This window comes from Endobacterium panacihumi (genome assembly GCF_050847465.1).
GTDB classification, from domain to species: domain Bacteria; phylum Pseudomonadota; class Alphaproteobacteria; order Rhizobiales; family Rhizobiaceae; genus Neorhizobium; species Neorhizobium panacihumi.
In genome coordinates this window covers 557,625-574,389 of the sequence record NZ_JBOZRA010000001.1, presented here as the reverse complement: position 1 = coordinate 574,389, position 16,765 = coordinate 557,625, and the positions used below count along the sequence as shown (strand labels likewise).

Genomic DNA, 16,765 nt, shown 5'->3' with positions numbered 1-16,765 from the left:
CCCTTACAGACACCGATAACGAGAAGCCCGCAGCTTGCGCTGCGGGCTTTTTTTCGATTCTGGCTTACTGCATGCTGCCCTATCGCATGCCGGGCGGTATGTTGCGCTGTTCTGCCGCCATCATCTCGCCCAGCGCCGCCCTGAAGAAATCGATCAGCAGGAACACAAGCAGGCTGACGCCCATCACCGGCAGCGCCACGCTGAAGGCGACAGCCACGATCAGCGACGTCATCTTGGCCACTGGCGACAGGTAGGAGAAACTGCGGATCAGCGTGCGCACCGACCCGCCCGGTGCCGGACGACGTGTCCACCACATGCGGTAACCGTAGACGATCATTGCCGTGAGTGCGATGCCGAGCACAGCCATCAGCACCTGATTGGCAACACCGAACAGCACGCCCATATGCGCATCGATGCCCCAGCGGATCAATTTCGCGACGATCGGAAAGGTCTCGAAATCGGCTCGGCTTGTGACGGCAAATGTATTCGGATCGACCGCGATCGTATCCACCTGTGTCGGCCAGCTGCGATCATATTCGCTGACGCGAAAGGCCTGGTCGACCGTGCGCGGCGGACGGATTTCGATCATCGGACTATCGATACCGGCAGCGCGGGCGGATGCCACGACGGCGTCGAAGCGGGCCACCATATCGCTTTCCGAAACGGCCGGCGCGGTTTCCACCGCCGCACCCATGCCATGGGCCGCATGTTCGCCCAGAACCGGCGCTGCCGCTTGAGGGTTGAGTGCGGTGGTAATCGCCGGCGTGATCCAGCCCACTTCATTGCGGAAGACATCGATATTGCCACCCGCCCAGCGCGACCATGTGAGGCCGGTGGCGGACAGGAAGAGAAAACCGATCGCGGTCCACAGACCGATCACCACATGCAGCCGGCGCGAGCGCTGATGCGTGCTGACCTTAGCCCCGGCCGGCCTCTTTACGCCACGCTGCCAATACCAGAGCAACATGCCGCCGAGAATGGATACCCATAGCCACGAAGCCGCAAGCTCGCTGTAATGGCGGCCGATATCACCCAGCAGCAGGTTGCGATGAAGATAATCAAGCGTGATACGAAATGGCAGGATGCCGCTGGTGCCATAAGTGATCAACTCACCCTGTATGGCCAGAGACGACGGATCGACAAAAACCGTGCGCGTTTCGGATTCGCCAAGCCCCGGTTCGGTGAACATCACGCGCGTGGTTTGCGTTTCATTTTTTGCCGGGCGAACCGCAAACAGGCGCGGCCCCTCGCCGATAGATACGCGCGCTGCGCCGATCTGCTCCGACAAGGCCCGCGCCGGCCCCTGGGTTTTTGCCACCAACTGGTCGCGATACAGGACGTTCTCGATTTGCGGCGTCAGCACATAAAGCGTGCCGGTGATCGCCGCCACCAACAGAAATGGCCCGACGAACAGTCCAACGTAAAAATGAAGCCGGGTCAGGAAGGCGCGCAAGGCCGCGCCATCCTGAGCGATCGACTTGGTGCTGGATGTCTGGGTCATGGCAGAACCCAGAGCAGGTTTAGGGAAAAAATCGGATGATCAAGCGCGCGCGGGGGCGCTGCGGAAAAAGAACAGGGCATGATGCCTCTCCATGGACAGAAACAGGCCGGATCGACATCCGGCAGCAAACATCGTCATAGGGAGAAAACAGGTGGTCCACGTGCATCCGTGAACAGCCCGGCAGGACGCGATGCGACAGGCACGGCATACCATGCGGCCGTTTCATCACTCTGCAGGAGCGGCCATTGCAGTGTGAGTATGGTCGGCAGAGCGGTGGCAGCCACCTGCGCCGCAAACTGGCAGGCAGCCGAACAGCATTCAGAATGATCGATCGCGCCGCCATGCTTGTGATGGACAGGTTTGGCGCTTTCGTCGCCATGGTCATCATGGCTGACCAAATCGGTGGAACAGATGATCTGGCCGGCAGCGATCTGCTCCGCCGCCGCCATCGCCCCCAGCGCATGCGCCCCGACCGCGCCATCGAGCATCATCATGAACGACAGCAGCAGGGCAAGAACCCCGCCGCTCATTCTGTCCGCAATGATCTGTCTGACGAAACGCATGGCCATTCCATGGCATTTGGCAAGCAATCTGTCACTGCGGCAATTTTGCGTTGTCGCAGTTATGCCATGGCTCAGGCCGTGGCGGAGCGTCTGCCGATCGATTGCGAAAATCGGACAAGATAACCATCCGGATCCTGCACCAGAAATTCGCGGGCGCCAAATTCGTCCGCGCCGATGCGGTACCAGCTTTCCCTGACGGGACGGAACAACGGCCATTCGGCAGCCGTGAGCGCGGCCACAATGACGGTCACATCCGATGCTTCGATCTGGAAATTGATGCCCCGGCCGAAAGGCCGTTCGAGCGAACCGGTCACCCACTCGCCATTGATCTGGCAGAGCATGACCTGCGCGCCTTCCCGCTGAAGATAGGCAAAACCTGCGGCGGGTTGGTCATAAACGACGTGAAAACCGAGAAGATCGCACCAGAAACGCAGACTTGCGGTTATATCCGAAACATCAAGCTCCGGCACGAGCGCATTAAATCCGCCTTGCGGTGCTGCGCCGTTTCCGGCCGCAGCGTTGCGGCCGGTCTGATCGAGCTTATGGTCTCCCGCGTCGCTCACTGGCCTGTTGAAGGCGTCGCGGTCGACCATTCGCGAATGGCCGTGTTGAAGGCACGAATGCCTTCCTGCCCCTTTTGCAGGGTCAGAAGCGCGCGACGGCCGTTACGATAGGCCAGAGGAATATCGAGCCAGTTCTTGGACCGCAGCAGTTCCAGATTGGTCGCGCGTGCATCCGGGAAATCGTTGAGCGCGATCATGTGGAAGTCGTCGGTGATCTTGGCCGGAACCGCAACCAGCGGCGTGCCGCGATCCTGTTCGGTATCCTTCATGGCGATCCGCTGGACGCTGTCGATCGCACCACCCTCGAAGTCCGGCGGAACCGAGAAGACAAGTTCTATCAGATGGCTGGCCGGCAGCGACGGGTCGGTATTGCGTTTGAAGGTGACGAGCGCCGTCAGCCCGCGACCGGGAATGTTGATACGCGCCTGCACGGTCGGTTCCTGACGACCGTTTTCACCCGGCTCGTTCTGCAGCGACCAGGACACATTGCCTTCGACGGCGGTCGGCGCCGGCTGGCCGAGACGTTCTTCATAAAGGAACATCTTTTCGCCGCTGACGGCCGCCGTATCGGCCGGGTTGACGGCCGGCGCATTTGCAGGCGGCGTGCCACCGGCGGCTGGTGCCGCTTCATTCGGCGTCGTTGCCGGCGTGCCGGGCGGGCTGTTCAGCTGCGCCACGGACTGGCCGCCGCCGCCCGCGGGCGGGCCGCCCGCACCTTCGTCAACTTCGGTGCCGTTGGCCAAAAGGCGCTGTGTGAACTTCTGGCCGGATGCCGCACCATCGGCTGCGGGCGGCGTCGCACCGTTGGATGCCTGTCCGTTGGCCGGGGTCTGAGCCGGCGTATTGCCAGCCGGGGCCGTCTGGTCCGCAGGTGGCGTAGTGGTGGCCGGCGGTGCCTGCTGTGCAGAATCAGTGGATGAATCGGAGCCGCTGATGCTGCCGATCATCTCGCCGACCTTGTCCCAGTTCGCCCAGGCGACGTAACCACCGCCACCAACGATGACGAGGCCAAGAACAGCAAGAATGATCGGGCCAAAGCTCCGCTTCGGCTTAGGCTTCGCACGATAAGGCCGAACCGGCGGCGGCATCATGTCATCATGAAGCTCGTCGTCCTGTCCGGCCGGCGCCGTTTCAGCGGCAGCCGCCGCGGCCTTGTTGTAGCCGATCAGCTCTTCAAGATCGTTCCATGGGTCGGGATCGGCCGGTTTGGACTGTCCGGCCGTAGCACCCGCAGCCACTGTAGCAGCGCCCACGGCCGCGACGCCGGCGGTGGTCGCCGCATCCGGCTGGCCACGCAGATATTCCTCGAACGGGTCGTTGCCGGCCTGGTAGCCCTGCGCAGGCGTCGCGCCGAGTTCCGGCAATTCGGCAACCGACGGCATTTTTGCCGTTGCGGCCGCGCTGACCGGCGTCTCGAAATGCGCGTCGAAATGTTCAGCAGCCGGCCGGTCGTCGAACTTGTGCTCACCGAAGGAGAACGAAGCCGGTTCATCCGAATGGCGCGGCAACTCGACCGCATCAGCCCAGGCAGGGGTCGATGGCAACTCCGGCTCGGTGCGCGCCTCGCTGGCGGCGAACCAGCTTGGCTCCTCGACGTTTTCCGGCGTCTCGGAAAAATCGGCCATCGGCTCGACAAGGCGCGAACTCGCATGATGCGTATCGCGTTCGCCGCCAAAGACAGCCTCATGCGTTTCGTCAGCCGTGTGCTGCGGTGAAGCGGGATCTTCCGGCCAGACCGGCGTCTGCGTCGGGAAAGTCGGCTCATGCGACGGGATCAGGCGATCCTGGTCATCGCCATAGGACCTGGTTTCCGACAGTTCGGCGTGACGACCGAAAGGCGGTTCGTCCGGATAAGGCGCGGCGACCGGCGCTGCCGGCTCATCCCATCGAGGTACTTCCGCAGGCTCGACGGCCGCGTAATCCTCGCGGCGGGCATAATCGTCCGACCGGTCATCTTCGACGGCAGGCTCATAATGTTCAGCGCGCGTTTCGGTCGCTGGCTCCGGCTCGTAGACCGGCGGCTCATAAGCGGCGGGTTCGTAAGTCTCCGCCTTGCGTTCCTCCGGCTGATAAACGCTGTCGGAATAGGAGGATGCAGCATCATCCTCAACCGGCGCGGCAACAGGCTCCGGTTCAGGCTCCCGTGGCGGATCGATGACGGCAGGCGCAAGCGCGGCGGCTGCAACAGCGGGCGCGGCATCCGGCTCCGTCGCCGGCAATGCTTCCGCATGCTCGGCCTCGACGGACGTGATGGCCGCCTCCAGCTTATCCATCTGGCGGCGGAGCATGTCGTCCGACGGGCGCGGCTTCATGTTTTCGAGCTGTCTTTGAACAGCTCCACGCGCCTTGTCATACACCCGAAGCCGCATCTCGGGAGTATTGTTCGCCAGACCGTCTACCGCCCGGCGAATAACCGCTACAAAATCAGCCATCGATACTTTCTCTTGATCACCAACCCGAACATGGGGTCGCGTGAAAGATGTGTCAAACTAGGATATTAGTCCTCAAACGGGTCCGTCACAAGTATCGTGTCGTCCCGCTCAGGACTCGTGGAAAGTAGGGCGACGGGCGCGCCGATCAACTCCTCGACCTGACGGACGTATTTGATCGCCTGCGCCGGCAGGTCAGCCCAGGAACGGGCACCGACCGTCGACTCTTTCCAGCCTTCCAGCGTGATGTAGATCGGCTCGACGCGGGCCTGGGCCGCCTGGGCTGCCGGCAGGTGGTCGATCCGCTTGCCGTCGAGCATGTAGCCGACACAGATCTTCAGTTCTTCGAGACCATCGAGAACGTCGAGCTTGGTCAGCGCGATGCCGGTAATGCCGTTTGTGGCAACCGACTGGCGAACGAGTGCCGCATCGAACCAACCGCAACGGCGCTTGCGGCCCGTGACGGTACCGAATTCATGGCCCTTCTCACCCAGGAACTGGCCGATCTCGTCATTCAGCTCGGTCGGGAACGGACCTTCGCCGACGCGGGTCGTGTAGGCCTTGGTGATGCCGAGGATGTAGCCGAGAGCGCCCGGACCCATGCCGGAACCGGCAGCAGCCTGACCGGCGACGGTGTTGGACGAGGTGACGAACGGATAGGTGCCGTGGTCGATGTCGAGCAGCGAGCCCTGCGCACCTTCGAACAGGATGCGCGAACCCTGGCGACGCTCCTTGTCGAGCAGTTCCCAAACGCTTTCCATGAAAGGCAGGATGCGGTCGGCAACCGAGGTCAGCTCGTCCATGATGTCCTTGTGCTCGACTTCGGGGGCACCGAAACCGCGACGCAGGGCATTGTGGTGGGTCAGAATGCGCTCGACCTTGGCTTCCAGCGCATCGCGGTCGGCCAGATCCATGACGCGGATGGCGCGACGGCCGACCTTGTCTTCGTAAGCCGGGCCGATGCCGCGGCGGGTCGTGCCGATCTTGGTGCCGCTGTTGGAGGCCGCGTCTTCGCGCATGCCGTCGAGTTCGCGGTGCAGCGACAGGATCAGCGTGGCGTTTTCAGCGATTCGCAGGTTTTCCGAGGTGACGATGACGCCCTGCGCTTCCAGACGGCCGATTTCGGCGATCAGCGCATGCGGGTCGACCACGACGCCATTGCCGATGACACCCTTCTTGCCCGGACGCACAACGCCCGACGGCAGAAGCGACAGCTTGTAGCTGACGCCATCGATGACGAGCGTATGGCCGGCATTGTGGCCTCCCTGGAAACGGACAACGATATCCGCACGCTCCGAAAGCCAGTCGACAATCTTGCCCTTGCCCTCGTCACCCCACTGGGAACCCACTACCACGACATTCGTCATTTCACGATATCCTGCCTTGCGGCGCAAGACGTTGCGCCTACTCAAACCGGCGCATCTATACTGCGCCGATCCGCGGAAAGCGACCGCTTTATCAACTTGTCTGTGGTTTTTACGTGACAAATCGCCAGCCGGACCGGTAACTGCGGGACCGAAAAGGTGCCAGAACAGCGCTCCGACGGGGTATTCGAGAGGGACACGCGTGCACGGCAGAGCTTATCTTTTTCTGATCATTGCTACGCTTTGCTGGGGCGGAAACGCGGTTGTGGCCAAGCTGGCGGTCGGCCATATCAGCCCGATGACCTTCACTTTCCTGCGCTGGGTGGTGGCCGTCATCGTGATTCTCTCTATCTCGCTGCCGCAGATCAAGAAGGACTGGCCGGTCGCGAAAAAACATCTTCCGGTGCTGATTTTCCTCGGCGTCGTCGGTTATACCTTCTTCAACGCCCTGCTCTATTCCGCCGTGCATTACACCACGGCGATCAACGTCACGATCGAGCAGGCTGCCATTCCCTTCCTGATCTTCGTCGCCAATTTCGCGCTGTTTCGCATCCGCGTGTCGGCCGCACAGATTTTCGGATTTTCGCTGACACTCGTCGGCGTCGCCCTGACGGCCGCACACGGCGACATCGCCTCACTGGTGACGCTGACGCTCAATTACGGTGACGGGCTGATGATTTTTGCCATCCTCGCTTATGCCGCCTACACGATCGCGCTGCGCTGGCGCCCGCCGGTGGACTGGCGCACGCTGATGGCCATTCCGGCCATCGCCGCCCTTGTCTTTTCGATACCGCTGACGGCTTGGGAATATGCGGCCGGTGACCTGATGATGCCGGACCTCACCGGCTGGGGCGCCACGCTCTATACCGGCATATTCGCCTCGCTGGTGGCGCAGACCCTGTACATCAGGGGTGTGATCGAACTCGGCGCCAACCGCGCCGGCCTGTTCATCAACCTCGTGCCCGTGTTCGGCACGCTGTTGTCTGTCGCCATCCTCGGCGAGCAACTTTTCGCCTTCCACATCATCGCACTGGCGCTCGCGCTCGGCGGCATCGCCATTGCCGAACGCTGGAAACCGAAAGAAACGGCGGCGGCCTGATCATTCGATCGGATATTCAAACCCGTTCAGCACATCGCGGACGGCAGCCGGCGCATTGCGGTATTTTTTCTTCAGGCCCTGCAGCCTTGCATCGGTGCCGCGGCAATAACGGTCGAGCGCTGCCTCGATCTCGCGTCGGCGCTCGGCATCATAGGGCTCTTCGCCACGAAAATGATCGCAACTCTCCCGCTCGGTGACAAAGGTCTGGACATCGACCGGCAGTGAAGCCGCCGACGCGGCAGCACCGGAAAACAGAAGCATGCAGGCACAGGTCAAACGAAGCATGTCAGGCCTCCCCCTATCATGACAGCGCACGAAAACCTCAGTCGCTGTGCTTGTTGCGAATGCGCCGAACCGTCAACCAGATCCCCAGAACCACGAACGGAACGGCCGCACCGGTCAAAGTTTCCGGCGCGATATGCACGCCGAGATTATGCGCGAATTTTGCCAGATATCCCACAAGACCGATAACGTAATAGGAGATCGCCGCCACCGAAAGCCCTTCGACGGTCTGCTGCAGGCGCAATTGCAGATGCGCGCGCTTGTCCATCGAAGCGAGAATCTCGGTGTTGAATTTTTGCAGATCGACATCGATCCAGCTGCGCAGAAGAGCGGTTGCGCGCGTCAGCTTGCGTGAGAGGTTGGCCTGCCGTTCCTCGACCGACTGACAGGTGCGCATGGCCGGAGCCAGACGGCGTTGCAGGAAACCACCCAGCGTTTCCGAACCGGGCACAGCCTTCTCGCCAAGCGTGGACACACGGTCCAACACGATATTGTTGTAAGCGCGGCTGGCGCCGAAACGATAGAGGCTGAACGCGGCATTGGCCTCGAGTTCGGCCGCAAGCGCGGTGATCTCGGCAAGCATCGCATCCGCCTCGCTGCGGGCATGCTGCTTCATGCGCTGGGTGATCGCGGTAAAGCGCGCCTCGATTTCGCGGATTTCAGGCGATAGGTTTTGCGCCAGCGGCAATCCCATCATCGCCAGTGTACGGTATGTCTCGATATCGAGAATACGCTGGGCGAGCATGCCGCGTGCGGCTTCCGTCATGCCGTGATCGAGGACGAGAAATTTCGTCAGCCCGTCGCCATCCTGACGGAAATCGGTGACAACAGTGGCCTGCCCGTCTGCCACCACACTCTGACAGAGACTGGTCTGGTCGAACCCGATAATGACATCCGCCATGTCCTCATTCGCAGGGCGGATTTCAATGCGCACACCGGAGATGAACGGGCCAGGCGCTGCAAACCGTGCTCCAAAAGGATTAACGGGGATTTCGGCACCAAAGTTGGCGGGTGCCGGCGTGTCCCAGAAATAGGTCGAGAATTCCGTATGTCGCTCCCAGCGCAGCGTGCCGCTGCCCCATGTCATCGTGTGGTGGCTGGTATCGGCGGCCGGTGCCGGAACGCCCTGCCCCAATGACAATTCGGCCAAAATGGCCTGATCGCCCGCAAAATTCGCCTCGGTCAGGAAAGCCACCTGAAAGATGACGCGCGGCAGCGGCAATAGCGTATAGGGCCGCGAATGGATTTCGCCGAGCGCACGCGCCCGGACCTCTGCGACTGGAAACGAAAAACTGCGTTTCGACAAATGCCTGGCTCCCCGACTGTGCCCCATCGGCCAGTTCTTGATCTTGGCTATTATCAAATCGCAAGCGCGGTGCGAGATGACGCTTTGCCGCAGAAAAATAACATTGTCCTGCTCTTCACAGAACCGCGATCTCAACAGGCAAATCACACCGAACCGGATTACGTAAACTTTTCATTAAATTTTAGGGAGCATCACTTTTCGTATGACCCGAGTTTCAGCGATGCGTATTGCGTTTTTCATCGCGCTTTTGGCTCTGACCGGTTGCGCCAGTGCGCCGAGCCGGATCAACAATGCCTGCGCTATTTTCGAACAAAGAGACGGCCTGTTCAACAACTGGGCCCGAGACGCCAAACGCGTCCAACAGGAATTCGGCGTGCCCGTGCCGGTGCTGATGGCGACGATCTATGTCGAATCCAGTTTCCAGCCCTATGCCAAGCCACGCCGCAAATATGTGCTCGGCTTCATTCCCTGGGGCCGTATCTCATCAGCCTATGGTTATGCGCAGGCGCTCGACGGCACCTGGAAAACCTACCAGAAGGATACCGGCCGCTGGAACGCGCGTCGCAGCAACTTTGGCGACGCCATCCATTTTGTCGGCTGGTACCACAATCGCAGCGTTAGGACGAACGGCATCTCGCCGACCGACAGCCGCAACCTCTACCTCGCCTATTATGCCGGCCATCGCGGTTTCGAGCGCGGCAAGTTCACCACGGCGATCCGTGGTGCGGCCCAAAAATCCGCAAACATGGCGCAGCGTTACGAAGCACAACTGCGCCAATGCGGTTATTGATCCACTCGTCAGCCAGTCAGTGGCTGACGGTGATCCGCGTATTGGCGAGCCCGTAACGGTGCGTCAGCGCGTAAAAGGCCGCTGCGTTTTCCGGGTGAAGGCGAATACAGCCATGCGAGGCGGGGCGGCCGAGACGCTTCGTCTCATAGGTGGCATGCACCGCGTAACCGCCATTGTAGAACACCGCATAAGGCATCGGCGCGTTGTTGTATCTGCGCGAGCGATGGTTTTTCGACAGCCACTTCGCCGTCCACTTGCCCTTCGGCGTGACAAAGCCCTTGCGACCGGTCGATACCTTCCACTGATAAAGAACGGCGCCGTTTTCCGTCACCGTCATGGTCTGGCTGGACAGGCTGACATTGGCAACAACGGCAGCTGCGGCCGGTTGAAACGACATCAACAGGGCGGCAATCACCCCCAAAGCGAACATACGCATAAATTTCCCTCTCACTAGATACAACGGAGTCCGCCACACCGTCCGTGAGAGCAATAAGCTGAAAAACGCTCAGCCAATCAAATGAAAATATTATAAAAACACATGCCGAAACAAAACTGTTCTTAACAAAACAGAACAGTATTGCATTTATGCAGCACAGATCGCCGGAAACCCAGTAAAAATACGGGAATATCTACCCTTTGGTATCCCAGCAGAATGGAGCACCACCGAAGCGGCACTCCATTCCGGCATCACGCGCCATAGGGTGCAAGAAACAGTTTCACGGCCTCGATCTCGTTCGGGCGGATCTCGTGGCTGCCCGGATGCCATTCCAGCGTCACATCATCCCCCTGTTTTCGAAAATATTCGGCCAGCCCGTTGGTAAGCGGCACGGGGCAGATTGGATCACGTTCACCAGCCGTAATCAGCACGCGCGCCTTTGCATCCCCTACCCTTGCCTTCGGCTGGAACGGGATCAGCGGATGCATCAGCACGCCGGCATCAAACAGGCCTGGCTGTTCGATCATGACATTGGCGAGAATGTTGGCGCCATTGGAAAAACCCAGCCCGATCACATCGGATGCGCCGTATTTTTCCCTGTTGGCGGCCACGAACTTGCTCATCTGCGCGGTCGCCCGCGCCAGATCGGCCAGATCGTAGACACCCTCGCCGGTGCGGCGGAAGAAACGCGGCGCTCCATGTTCGGACACGTCACCGAGCGGCGAGATCACGGTCGCCACCGGCAGAAGGCGACTGCCGAAGTCGAAGAACTGGTTTTCATCGCCGCCTGTGCCGTGGAACACGAACAGGATCGGTGCACCCGGAGCGCCCGCACGGGCGCGGTGCAAATAACTGTCAGCACTCATCGTAAAAATCCTTGTCAAAGAGGAAGAGTGAGCCACCGGCTTGAACCAGTGGCCCAAAGGAGGCGTCAGCCTTCCAGCGGCTCCAGATGTTCTTCCAGCGCCTCGCCGAGATGGGCGGTATCTTCGTCGCGATCGAAGCCGGGTTCATTTGTGGCGATCTCGAACAGGACCCCGCCCGGCGTGCGGAAATAGATCGCCCAGAAATAATCGCGGTCGATCACCGGCGTCACCTGATAACCGGTATCCATCAGCGCCTTGCGGACTTCGAGCTGCTTCTCGCGGTTCTCGACGGCGAAGGCGATATGGTGGACGGAACCGGCACCAAGCCGTGCGCCAGCAATGTTCGGCATGGTTTCGATATCGATGAAATCGGCACCATTGCCGCCGGGCATGCCGAGACGCAGCACACCGTCCTTCTTGTCCACCTGTTCATAGCCCATGAACTTCAGAAGTTCGGCCGTGGCACCTTCGTCACGCAGGCGCAGCGAGGCGGAATGGAAACCGCGGATCGCTTCATCCGCGCCGACGCCATTGCCGGTCCACTGCGCACGGGCATCGTCGCGCACTTCCACCAGCGCAAAACCATCGCCATCGGGGCCGGCGAAATGCAGGCGCTTTTCACCAAAAGCCTCGTCGGCCTTCAGGCCTTGCGAGCCGGCCGCGGTCAGGCGATCGGTCCAATAACCAAGCGAGCCCTGCGGTACGGAGAAAACGGTGGTGCCGACTTCGCCGGTGCCCTGCCGCCCTTGAGCGATATGCGGGAACGGAAAATAGGTCATCACCGAACCGGGCGTGCCGACCTCATCACCGTAATAAAGGTGGTAGACATCCGGCGCGTCGAAATTGACGGTTTTCTTGACGCGGCGCAGGCCGAGCGTGTCGGTGAAGAACTTGTTGTTGGTGCGGGCGCTGCCAGCCATCGAGGTGACGTGGTGAAGCCCTTTGATCTGGTCGAGCATGATATTCGTCCCTTCTGCGGCCTCGTTTGAACCGCGTTTGATGAAGGGAAAATGGGTGATGGATCGCAATTTGGATAGACGATCACTTCCGAACGCATTGTTCGATAAATGACGACGGAAAAGATCCGTCGTTCACTTAAGCGCCATCAAACGCTTTCCGGCAATTGCCAGTCCACCGGGTCCTTGCCGATCGACAGCAGATACTCGTTCGTCTTTGAAAATGGTCGTGAGCCAAGGAAACCGTTATGGGCCGAGAGTGGCGACGGATGCGCCGATTTCAGTACCAGATGCCGCTCCTGATCGACAAAAGCCGCCTTCTTCTGGGCATAGGAGCCCCAGAGGATAAAGACCACGCCATCGCATTCATCATTGACGGTGCGGATGACCGCATCGGTGAACTTTTCCCAGCCCTGCCCCTGATGCGCGGCGGCCTTGCCTTCCTCGACGGTCAGCACGCTGTTGAGCAGAAGCACGCCCTGTTCCGCCCAGTGTTCGAGAAAACCGTGTTTTGCAGGCGGGATATCAAGATCGGCCTGCATCTCCTTGTAGATATTGACTAGCGACGGCGGCGTGCGCACACCCGGCTGCACGGAAAAACACAGGCCATGCGCCTGCCCCGCTCCATGATAAGGGTCCTGCCCGAGGATCACGACCTTGACCTCATCGAGCGGTGTCAGGTCGAGTGCGCGAAAATACTCCGAGCCCTTGGGAAAGATATGCTTGCCGGCCTGCTTCTCAGCCACGAGAAACTGTTTCAGATCGGCCATGTAAGGACTGGAAAACTCCTCTTCGAGCGCAAACTTCCATGTCTCTTCGAGCTTGATGTCCGCCATGACCAATCCTCCGTCTTACTGAAACCGTCCGCCGCGCTGGATGACTTCGGTCTTGTAGCCATCCGGATCGGTCACGAAGAAAAATTTCGCGAACGGTTTTCCCTCATGCGGCATCTCGACCAGCTTGCCGACGGTGAGGCCGAGATCGGCGAAGCGTTTGTGCTCCGCCTCGATGTCCTCGACCGTCACGGCGAGATGACCATACCCATTGCCAAGATCATAGGCTTCCGCCTTGCCGTCATTGACGGTCAACTCAAGCTCGAAACCCGTCTCCGGGTTGGAAAGATAGATCAGCGTAAAACCATCGAAGGGCACGCGTTCGGCGACTTTCAGGCCAAACGCCTTGTCGTAAAAATCGACCGACCGCGCCTCTTCGAGTACGCGGATCATCGAATGCACCAGCTTTGCCATCGGCAAACGTCCCTTACGTCAAAATATGGTTGCTGCGCGAATGCCAGTCCCAGGCGGACCGGATGATATCGTCCAGCGTGTATTGCGGTTCCCAGCCGAGCACGGCTTTAGCCTTGTCGTTGTTGGCAACCAGCGTGGTAGAATCACCATCGCGTCGGCCGACATATTCCACCGGAAACGGTTTTCCCGAAACCGCAGAAATGGCGCCGAGCAGTTCTTTCACCGTCGTGCCGGTGCCTGTCCCCAGATTAAGCTCGACCGTGTCGCCGCCGGCCAGCAGATAATCCACCGCCCGCACATGCGCATCGGCCAGATCCAGCACGTGGATATAGTCACGCACGCAGGTGCCGTCGCGCGTGTCATAGTCGTCGCCGAACACTTTAAAGCCTTGGCGGCGGCCCAGTGCGGCCTCGATGGCAAGCGGAATGGCGTGGGTTTCCGGCGTATGCCATTCGCCGATGCGGCCCTCGAAATCGGCACCGGCGGCGTTGAAATACCGCAGCATGACCGACTTCAGGTCCTTGTAGGTGCCGTAATCCTTCAGCGCCTGTTCGACGATGAATTTCGTGCGCCCATAAGGGTTTATCGGCGCCTGTTTGTGCGTTTCATCCATCGGCACCGAGTCCGGCAGGCCATAGGTCGCACAGGTCGAGGAGAAGACAAAAGCCTTCACACCGGCATCCATGGCAGCAGAAAGCAGCGTCAGAGCGCCGATGACATTGTTGTCGTAGAAGGCGACCGGATTCTTGACCGATTCCCCCACCTCGATCAGCGCCGCGAAATGCAGCACGGCATCCGGCTGATATCTAGCAAACACCTCGTCCAGACGCGCGCGGTCGCGGATGTCGCCCTGCTCGAGCGGTCCCCATTTGACGAATTCGGCATGGCCGTTGGAGAGATTGTCGAAGACGATTGGCTCGTAACCCCTTTCCGCAAGCAGCAGGCAGTTGTGCGAACCAATGTAGCCGGCGCCACCGACCACGAGCACTTTCTTCTTCGACATCGACACCTCGAGTTTTCAGGTTTGAGTGTTGCAGCGCAATATAGCGAGCAAGACTCAATTATCCAGAGTGTGGCAGCCTCAACAAAAGTGGAGATTTGCGGAAAGGAATTGCGACCTTCGTGCCAAGCGCCTATCGTCGCGCCGGTTGGCAACTGGATTTTGGAATGCGCATCGTTTTTCTCTGTCTCGGATGGTTTTTCGTTGCGCTCGGCGTGATCGGGGCATTTTTGCCGGTCATGCCGACAACACCCTTTCTGCTGCTCGCCGTTGCCTGTTTCACCCGTTCGTCGCCGCGACTGAAAGCTTGGCTTCTGAACCACCCGACATTCGGGCCGCCGCTGCGCAACTGGCAGGAACATGGCGGCATTTCCCGCCGCGCAAAAATCATGGCCATCTGTCTGATGGCTGCCAGCTATGCGGGTTTCTGGTTCGGCAGCCATCCGGCGCCGTGGCTGGCCGTGCTGGTGGCCGCCATCATGCTCGGTTCGTCCGCCTTCATCATCACCCGGCCGGATGGCCGCACCTGACTTGAAAGTTCATTGAGGAGATCAAAATGTATATCGCCATGAACCGTTTTCGCGTCGTCCCCGGCTTCGAAGAAACTTTCGAAGACATCTGGAAAAACCGCGAGCGTCACCTCTCCACCCTGCCAGGTTATCTCGAATTTCACATGCTGAAAGGCCCGAAGGCGGAAGACCACACGCTTTATGCCTCGCACACTGTCTGGGAAAGCCAGGAGCATTTTGTCGCCTGGACGAAGTCGGAACAGTTCCGCGCCGCCCACGCCAATGCCGGCGCCAATCGTGGCAAGGTCGAGTATCTCTCCGGCCCGCATTTCGAAGGTTTCGAAGTCATTATCCACGAAGACAAGAACGGCCAGCGCGCCGACGCGGCGTGAGGGTTCCACCCATGGATGTCACCGCTGAAAACAGTTCCGACCGCCGCACCCGTGCGACTGCGGCACTTGCGGAAAAACCCGATGGCGTGGTCGAGGCGATTGCCGCCAACGCCCAGGTAACACCTGCGGAAATTCTGGAAATCCTGCCGGAAGGTGCCGCTATCATCGCAGCAAGGGAGGAGTTCGCACCGATCTGGACAGACCTCACACAGTGGGGAAAAGTCCTCTTCATCGTCCATACTGATGACATCGTGCTGGAAGCCGAAGGCACTCTGCCGGAAGGCTCCGAAGGCCATGGCTGGTTCAACATCCATGGCGACAGCCCGATCGGCGGTCACATCAAGAAGGATAATTGCGCCTCAGTGACCTTCGTCGATCGCGCTTTCCATGGACGCCGTTCCTGCTCCGTCTGGTTTATGAACGCCAAGGGATCTGCCATGTTCAAGGTCTTTGTCCGCCGCGATGAAAATCGCGAACTGATTGCCGAACAGCTCACAAAATTCGAGGCACTGCGCGACAGCTATAAGGCGCGTTGAGCAAGTCCCACCCGGCCGGGCGGACCTCCAGGGCCGGGTGGGATTGCAACCAAATTTTGAAAAATGACAATAAATCACAAATACAGGTTGAGACAAGGATGAGATGAAAGGGTTTGAGGAGAACCTAAGGGGAGACCCGCCATGACGTCTGTTGGATCAGTTTATGATCACTTGAATGTGCCACGCAGATCCTCAAACAGTGGCAGTGTATCCGATGATTGCTCGTTCGGCGACATCTGGGAACAGACCGAAGCGAGGGCCAAGAAAACAAGCGCCAGCGACTCATCGGAAACAGAAGCATCAAGTCACCGTATGGCGATCACACCGGGAACTCAGCTTATACGCTTCGCCGATCTGATAGCTTCCGGAAAGGCGAAGATCATCAACATCGCCGAACTACCTGAAGATGAATATCAAAGCTTCATGGAAGGAGAGAGGCGCAGGATTGAGGCAAACACCCGATACCTGAAAAACCAATACACCGGCGAACCGCAATTCCCCGACCTCACAAATTACCCCGGCACAAAAAACTATGCCGATGTCGTTGTTGGCGGCAAGGTCGTCGCGAAGGTCGACAATCAGGGCGTCATAACGATTTACGACGACAGCATCGCAGCTCGCCTGAAGGACAAGCTACCGGACGATATCAACGGCAAGGGCGGACCGGATCTGGCGCAGGCGCGCGCCGAGGCAGCCGCAAAACTGCTGGGGGGACGTGTTCTCAAGTCCTCCACCGCGATCAGCCAGAGCCAGTTCGACGCCCTGCCTGTACCGCAGATCATTCCCGGCGAAGTCGATTACGACAGCATGAAAAACGATCCCCTTTACCAGCAGATCGAAAAGATGCGCGAACACTATCAGCAGACTGAGCAGGACAGGGCTGCCTATCTGGCGAAACAGCAGACGGGCGAAGCAGCCGCCTGAAC

Annotated in this window: 19 protein-coding genes; 6 read left to right on the top strand and 13 right to left on the bottom strand. The window is 59.8% G+C overall.

Features of this window, described 5'->3' with window-relative positions:
• Positions 1 to 79: 79 nt before the first annotated feature.
• From ACRQ1B_RS02840 to ACRQ1B_RS02820, 5 genes are all read right to left on the bottom strand, one after another.
• Complete coding sequence (locus ACRQ1B_RS02840; RefSeq protein ID WP_432292150.1) at positions 80 to 1,501, bottom strand: PepSY-associated TM helix domain-containing protein; 1,422 nt, start codon at positions 1,499 to 1,501, stop codon at positions 80 to 82.
• Between the two features lie 134 nt (positions 1,502 to 1,635).
• Positions 1,636 to 2,064, bottom strand: a complete 429-nt coding sequence (locus tag ACRQ1B_RS02835) for a DUF2946 family protein (protein ID WP_432292149.1) — start codon at positions 2,062 to 2,064, stop codon at positions 1,636 to 1,638.
• Between the two features lie 71 nt (positions 2,065 to 2,135).
• Positions 2,136 to 2,657 carry a bleomycin resistance protein gene (locus ACRQ1B_RS02830; RefSeq protein WP_432292148.1) on the bottom strand — a complete coding sequence of 174 codons (522 nt, stop codon included), beginning with the start codon at positions 2,655 to 2,657 and terminating at the stop codon, positions 2,136 to 2,138.
• A complete protein-coding gene (locus tag ACRQ1B_RS02825) occupies positions 2,624 to 5,059 on the bottom strand; it encodes a hypothetical protein (protein WP_432292147.1) in 2,436 nt (811 codons plus the stop codon). Before ACRQ1B_RS02825 ends, ACRQ1B_RS02830 begins: the two co-directional genes overlap by 34 nt.
• Positions 5,060 to 5,124: 65 nt before the next feature.
• A complete protein-coding gene (locus tag ACRQ1B_RS02820; RefSeq protein WP_432292146.1) occupies positions 5,125 to 6,423 on the bottom strand; it encodes an adenylosuccinate synthase in 1,299 nt (432 codons plus the stop codon).
• Between the two features lie 199 nt (positions 6,424 to 6,622).
• Between ACRQ1B_RS02820 and ACRQ1B_RS02815 the strand changes: the two genes are divergently transcribed.
• Positions 6,623 to 7,519 (top strand): DMT family transporter, encoded by an 897-nt coding sequence (locus ACRQ1B_RS02815; protein WP_432292145.1) that lies wholly within the window; start codon positions 6,623 to 6,625, stop codon positions 7,517 to 7,519.
• On the opposite strand, the gene ACRQ1B_RS02810 is transcribed toward ACRQ1B_RS02815, so the two are convergent.
• Together ACRQ1B_RS02810 and ACRQ1B_RS02805 are read right to left on the bottom strand one after the other, a co-directional pair.
• Entirely contained in the window at positions 7,520 to 7,804 is a 285-nt protein-coding gene (locus tag ACRQ1B_RS02810) for a hypothetical protein (RefSeq protein WP_432292144.1), read from the bottom strand.
• Between the two features lie 37 nt (positions 7,805 to 7,841).
• Complete coding sequence (locus ACRQ1B_RS02805; protein WP_432292143.1) at positions 7,842 to 9,107, bottom strand: DUF3422 family protein; 1,266 nt, start codon at positions 9,105 to 9,107, stop codon at positions 7,842 to 7,844.
• Positions 9,108 to 9,327: 220 nt separating this feature from the next.
• On the opposite strand from ACRQ1B_RS02805, the gene ACRQ1B_RS02800 reads away from it, so the two are divergent.
• Complete coding sequence (locus ACRQ1B_RS02800; protein WP_432292142.1) at positions 9,328 to 9,897, top strand: transglycosylase SLT domain-containing protein; 570 nt, start codon at positions 9,328 to 9,330, stop codon at positions 9,895 to 9,897.
• A 16-nt stretch (positions 9,898 to 9,913) separates the two neighbouring features.
• On the opposite strand, the gene ACRQ1B_RS02795 is transcribed toward ACRQ1B_RS02800, so the two are convergent.
• From ACRQ1B_RS02795 to galE, 6 genes are all read right to left on the bottom strand, one after another.
• Positions 9,914 to 10,333 carry a L,D-transpeptidase gene (locus ACRQ1B_RS02795; RefSeq protein WP_432292141.1) on the bottom strand — a complete coding sequence of 140 codons (420 nt, stop codon included), beginning with the start codon at positions 10,331 to 10,333 and terminating at the stop codon, positions 9,914 to 9,916.
• Between the two features lie 251 nt (positions 10,334 to 10,584).
• The gene (locus ACRQ1B_RS02790; protein ID WP_432292140.1) at positions 10,585 to 11,199 is read right to left on the bottom strand and encodes an alpha/beta hydrolase; all 615 of its coding nucleotides are present in this window, start codon (positions 11,197 to 11,199) and stop codon (positions 10,585 to 10,587) included.
• Between the two features lie 65 nt (positions 11,200 to 11,264).
• Entirely contained in the window at positions 11,265 to 12,158 is an 894-nt protein-coding gene (locus ACRQ1B_RS02785; RefSeq protein WP_432292139.1) for a VOC family protein, read from the bottom strand.
• A 146-nt stretch (positions 12,159 to 12,304) separates the two neighbouring features.
• Entirely contained in the window at positions 12,305 to 12,991 is a 687-nt protein-coding gene (ung, locus tag ACRQ1B_RS02780; RefSeq protein WP_432292138.1) for a uracil-DNA glycosylase, read from the bottom strand.
• A 15-nt stretch (positions 12,992 to 13,006) separates the two neighbouring features.
• Positions 13,007 to 13,402: a VOC family protein gene (locus ACRQ1B_RS02775; protein ID WP_432292137.1), complete on the bottom strand. Its 396-nt coding sequence runs from the start codon at positions 13,400 to 13,402 to the stop codon at positions 13,007 to 13,009.
• A 13-nt stretch (positions 13,403 to 13,415) separates the two neighbouring features.
• The gene (galE, locus tag ACRQ1B_RS02770) at positions 13,416 to 14,405 is read right to left on the bottom strand and encodes a UDP-glucose 4-epimerase GalE (RefSeq protein WP_432292136.1); all 990 of its coding nucleotides are present in this window, start codon (positions 14,403 to 14,405) and stop codon (positions 13,416 to 13,418) included.
• Positions 14,406 to 14,569: 164 nt separating this feature from the next.
• Here galE and ACRQ1B_RS02765 point away from each other — a divergent pair, with 164 nt between their 5' ends.
• The 4 genes from ACRQ1B_RS02765 (at position 14,570) to ACRQ1B_RS02750 (ending at position 16,763) form a co-directional block, all read left to right on the top strand.
• Entirely contained in the window at positions 14,570 to 14,932 is a 363-nt protein-coding gene (locus ACRQ1B_RS02765; RefSeq protein ID WP_432292135.1) for a YbaN family protein, read from the top strand.
• Positions 14,933 to 14,958: 26 nt separating this feature from the next.
• A complete protein-coding gene (hmuQ, locus tag ACRQ1B_RS02760) occupies positions 14,959 to 15,303 on the top strand; it encodes a heme-degrading protein HmuQ (protein WP_432292134.1) in 345 nt (114 codons plus the stop codon).
• A gap of 11 nt (positions 15,304 to 15,314) precedes the next feature.
• Positions 15,315 to 15,839, top strand: coding sequence for a heme utilization cystosolic carrier protein HutX (gene hutX / locus ACRQ1B_RS02755; protein ID WP_432292133.1), 525 nt, complete (start codon positions 15,315 to 15,317; stop codon positions 15,837 to 15,839).
• Positions 15,840 to 16,151: 312 nt separating this feature from the next.
• A complete protein-coding gene (locus tag ACRQ1B_RS02750; protein WP_432292132.1) occupies positions 16,152 to 16,763 on the top strand; it encodes a hypothetical protein in 612 nt (203 codons plus the stop codon).
• The last annotated feature ends 2 nt before the right edge of the window (positions 16,764 to 16,765 follow it).

Excerpts from the sequence above, each read along its gene's own strand:
- ACRQ1B_RS02840 (WP_432292150.1), bottom strand. The coding sequence starts at position 1,501 with ATGACCCAGACATCCAGCACCAAGTCGATCGCTCAGGATGGCGCGGCC.
- ACRQ1B_RS02835 (WP_432292149.1), bottom strand. The coding sequence starts at position 2,064 with ATGCGTTTCGTCAGACAGATCATTGCGGACAGAATGAGCGGCGGGGTT.
- ACRQ1B_RS02830 (WP_432292148.1), bottom strand. The coding sequence starts at position 2,657 with ATGGTCGACCGCGACGCCTTCAACAGGCCAGTGAGCGACGCGGGAGAC.
- ACRQ1B_RS02825 (WP_432292147.1), bottom strand. The coding sequence starts at position 5,059 with ATGGCTGATTTTGTAGCGGTTATTCGCCGGGCGGTAGACGGTCTGGCG.
- ACRQ1B_RS02820 (WP_432292146.1), bottom strand. The coding sequence starts at position 6,423 with ATGACGAATGTCGTGGTAGTGGGTTCCCAGTGGGGTGACGAGGGCAAG.
- ACRQ1B_RS02810 (WP_432292144.1), bottom strand. The coding sequence starts at position 7,804 with ATGCTTCGTTTGACCTGTGCCTGCATGCTTCTGTTTTCCGGTGCTGCC.
- ACRQ1B_RS02800 (WP_432292142.1), top strand. The coding sequence starts at position 9,328 with ATGCGTATTGCGTTTTTCATCGCGCTTTTGGCTCTGACCGGTTGCGCC.
- ACRQ1B_RS02795 (WP_432292141.1), bottom strand. The coding sequence starts at position 10,333 with ATGCGTATGTTCGCTTTGGGGGTGATTGCCGCCCTGTTGATGTCGTTT.
- ACRQ1B_RS02790 (WP_432292140.1), bottom strand. The coding sequence starts at position 11,199 with ATGAGTGCTGACAGTTATTTGCACCGCGCCCGTGCGGGCGCTCCGGGT.
- ACRQ1B_RS02785 (WP_432292139.1), bottom strand. The coding sequence starts at position 12,158 with ATGCTCGACCAGATCAAAGGGCTTCACCACGTCACCTCGATGGCTGGC.
- ung (WP_432292138.1), bottom strand. The coding sequence starts at position 12,991 with ATGGCGGACATCAAGCTCGAAGAGACATGGAAGTTTGCGCTCGAAGAG.
- ACRQ1B_RS02775 (WP_432292137.1), bottom strand. The coding sequence starts at position 13,402 with ATGGCAAAGCTGGTGCATTCGATGATCCGCGTACTCGAAGAGGCGCGG.
- galE (WP_432292136.1), bottom strand. The coding sequence starts at position 14,405 with ATGTCGAAGAAGAAAGTGCTCGTGGTCGGTGGCGCCGGCTACATTGGT.
- ACRQ1B_RS02765 (WP_432292135.1), top strand. The coding sequence starts at position 14,570 with ATGCGCATCGTTTTTCTCTGTCTCGGATGGTTTTTCGTTGCGCTCGGC.
- hmuQ (WP_432292134.1), top strand. The coding sequence starts at position 14,959 with ATGTATATCGCCATGAACCGTTTTCGCGTCGTCCCCGGCTTCGAAGAA.
- hutX (WP_432292133.1), top strand. The coding sequence starts at position 15,315 with ATGGATGTCACCGCTGAAAACAGTTCCGACCGCCGCACCCGTGCGACT.
- ACRQ1B_RS02750 (WP_432292132.1), top strand. The coding sequence starts at position 16,152 with ATGGCGATCACACCGGGAACTCAGCTTATACGCTTCGCCGATCTGATA.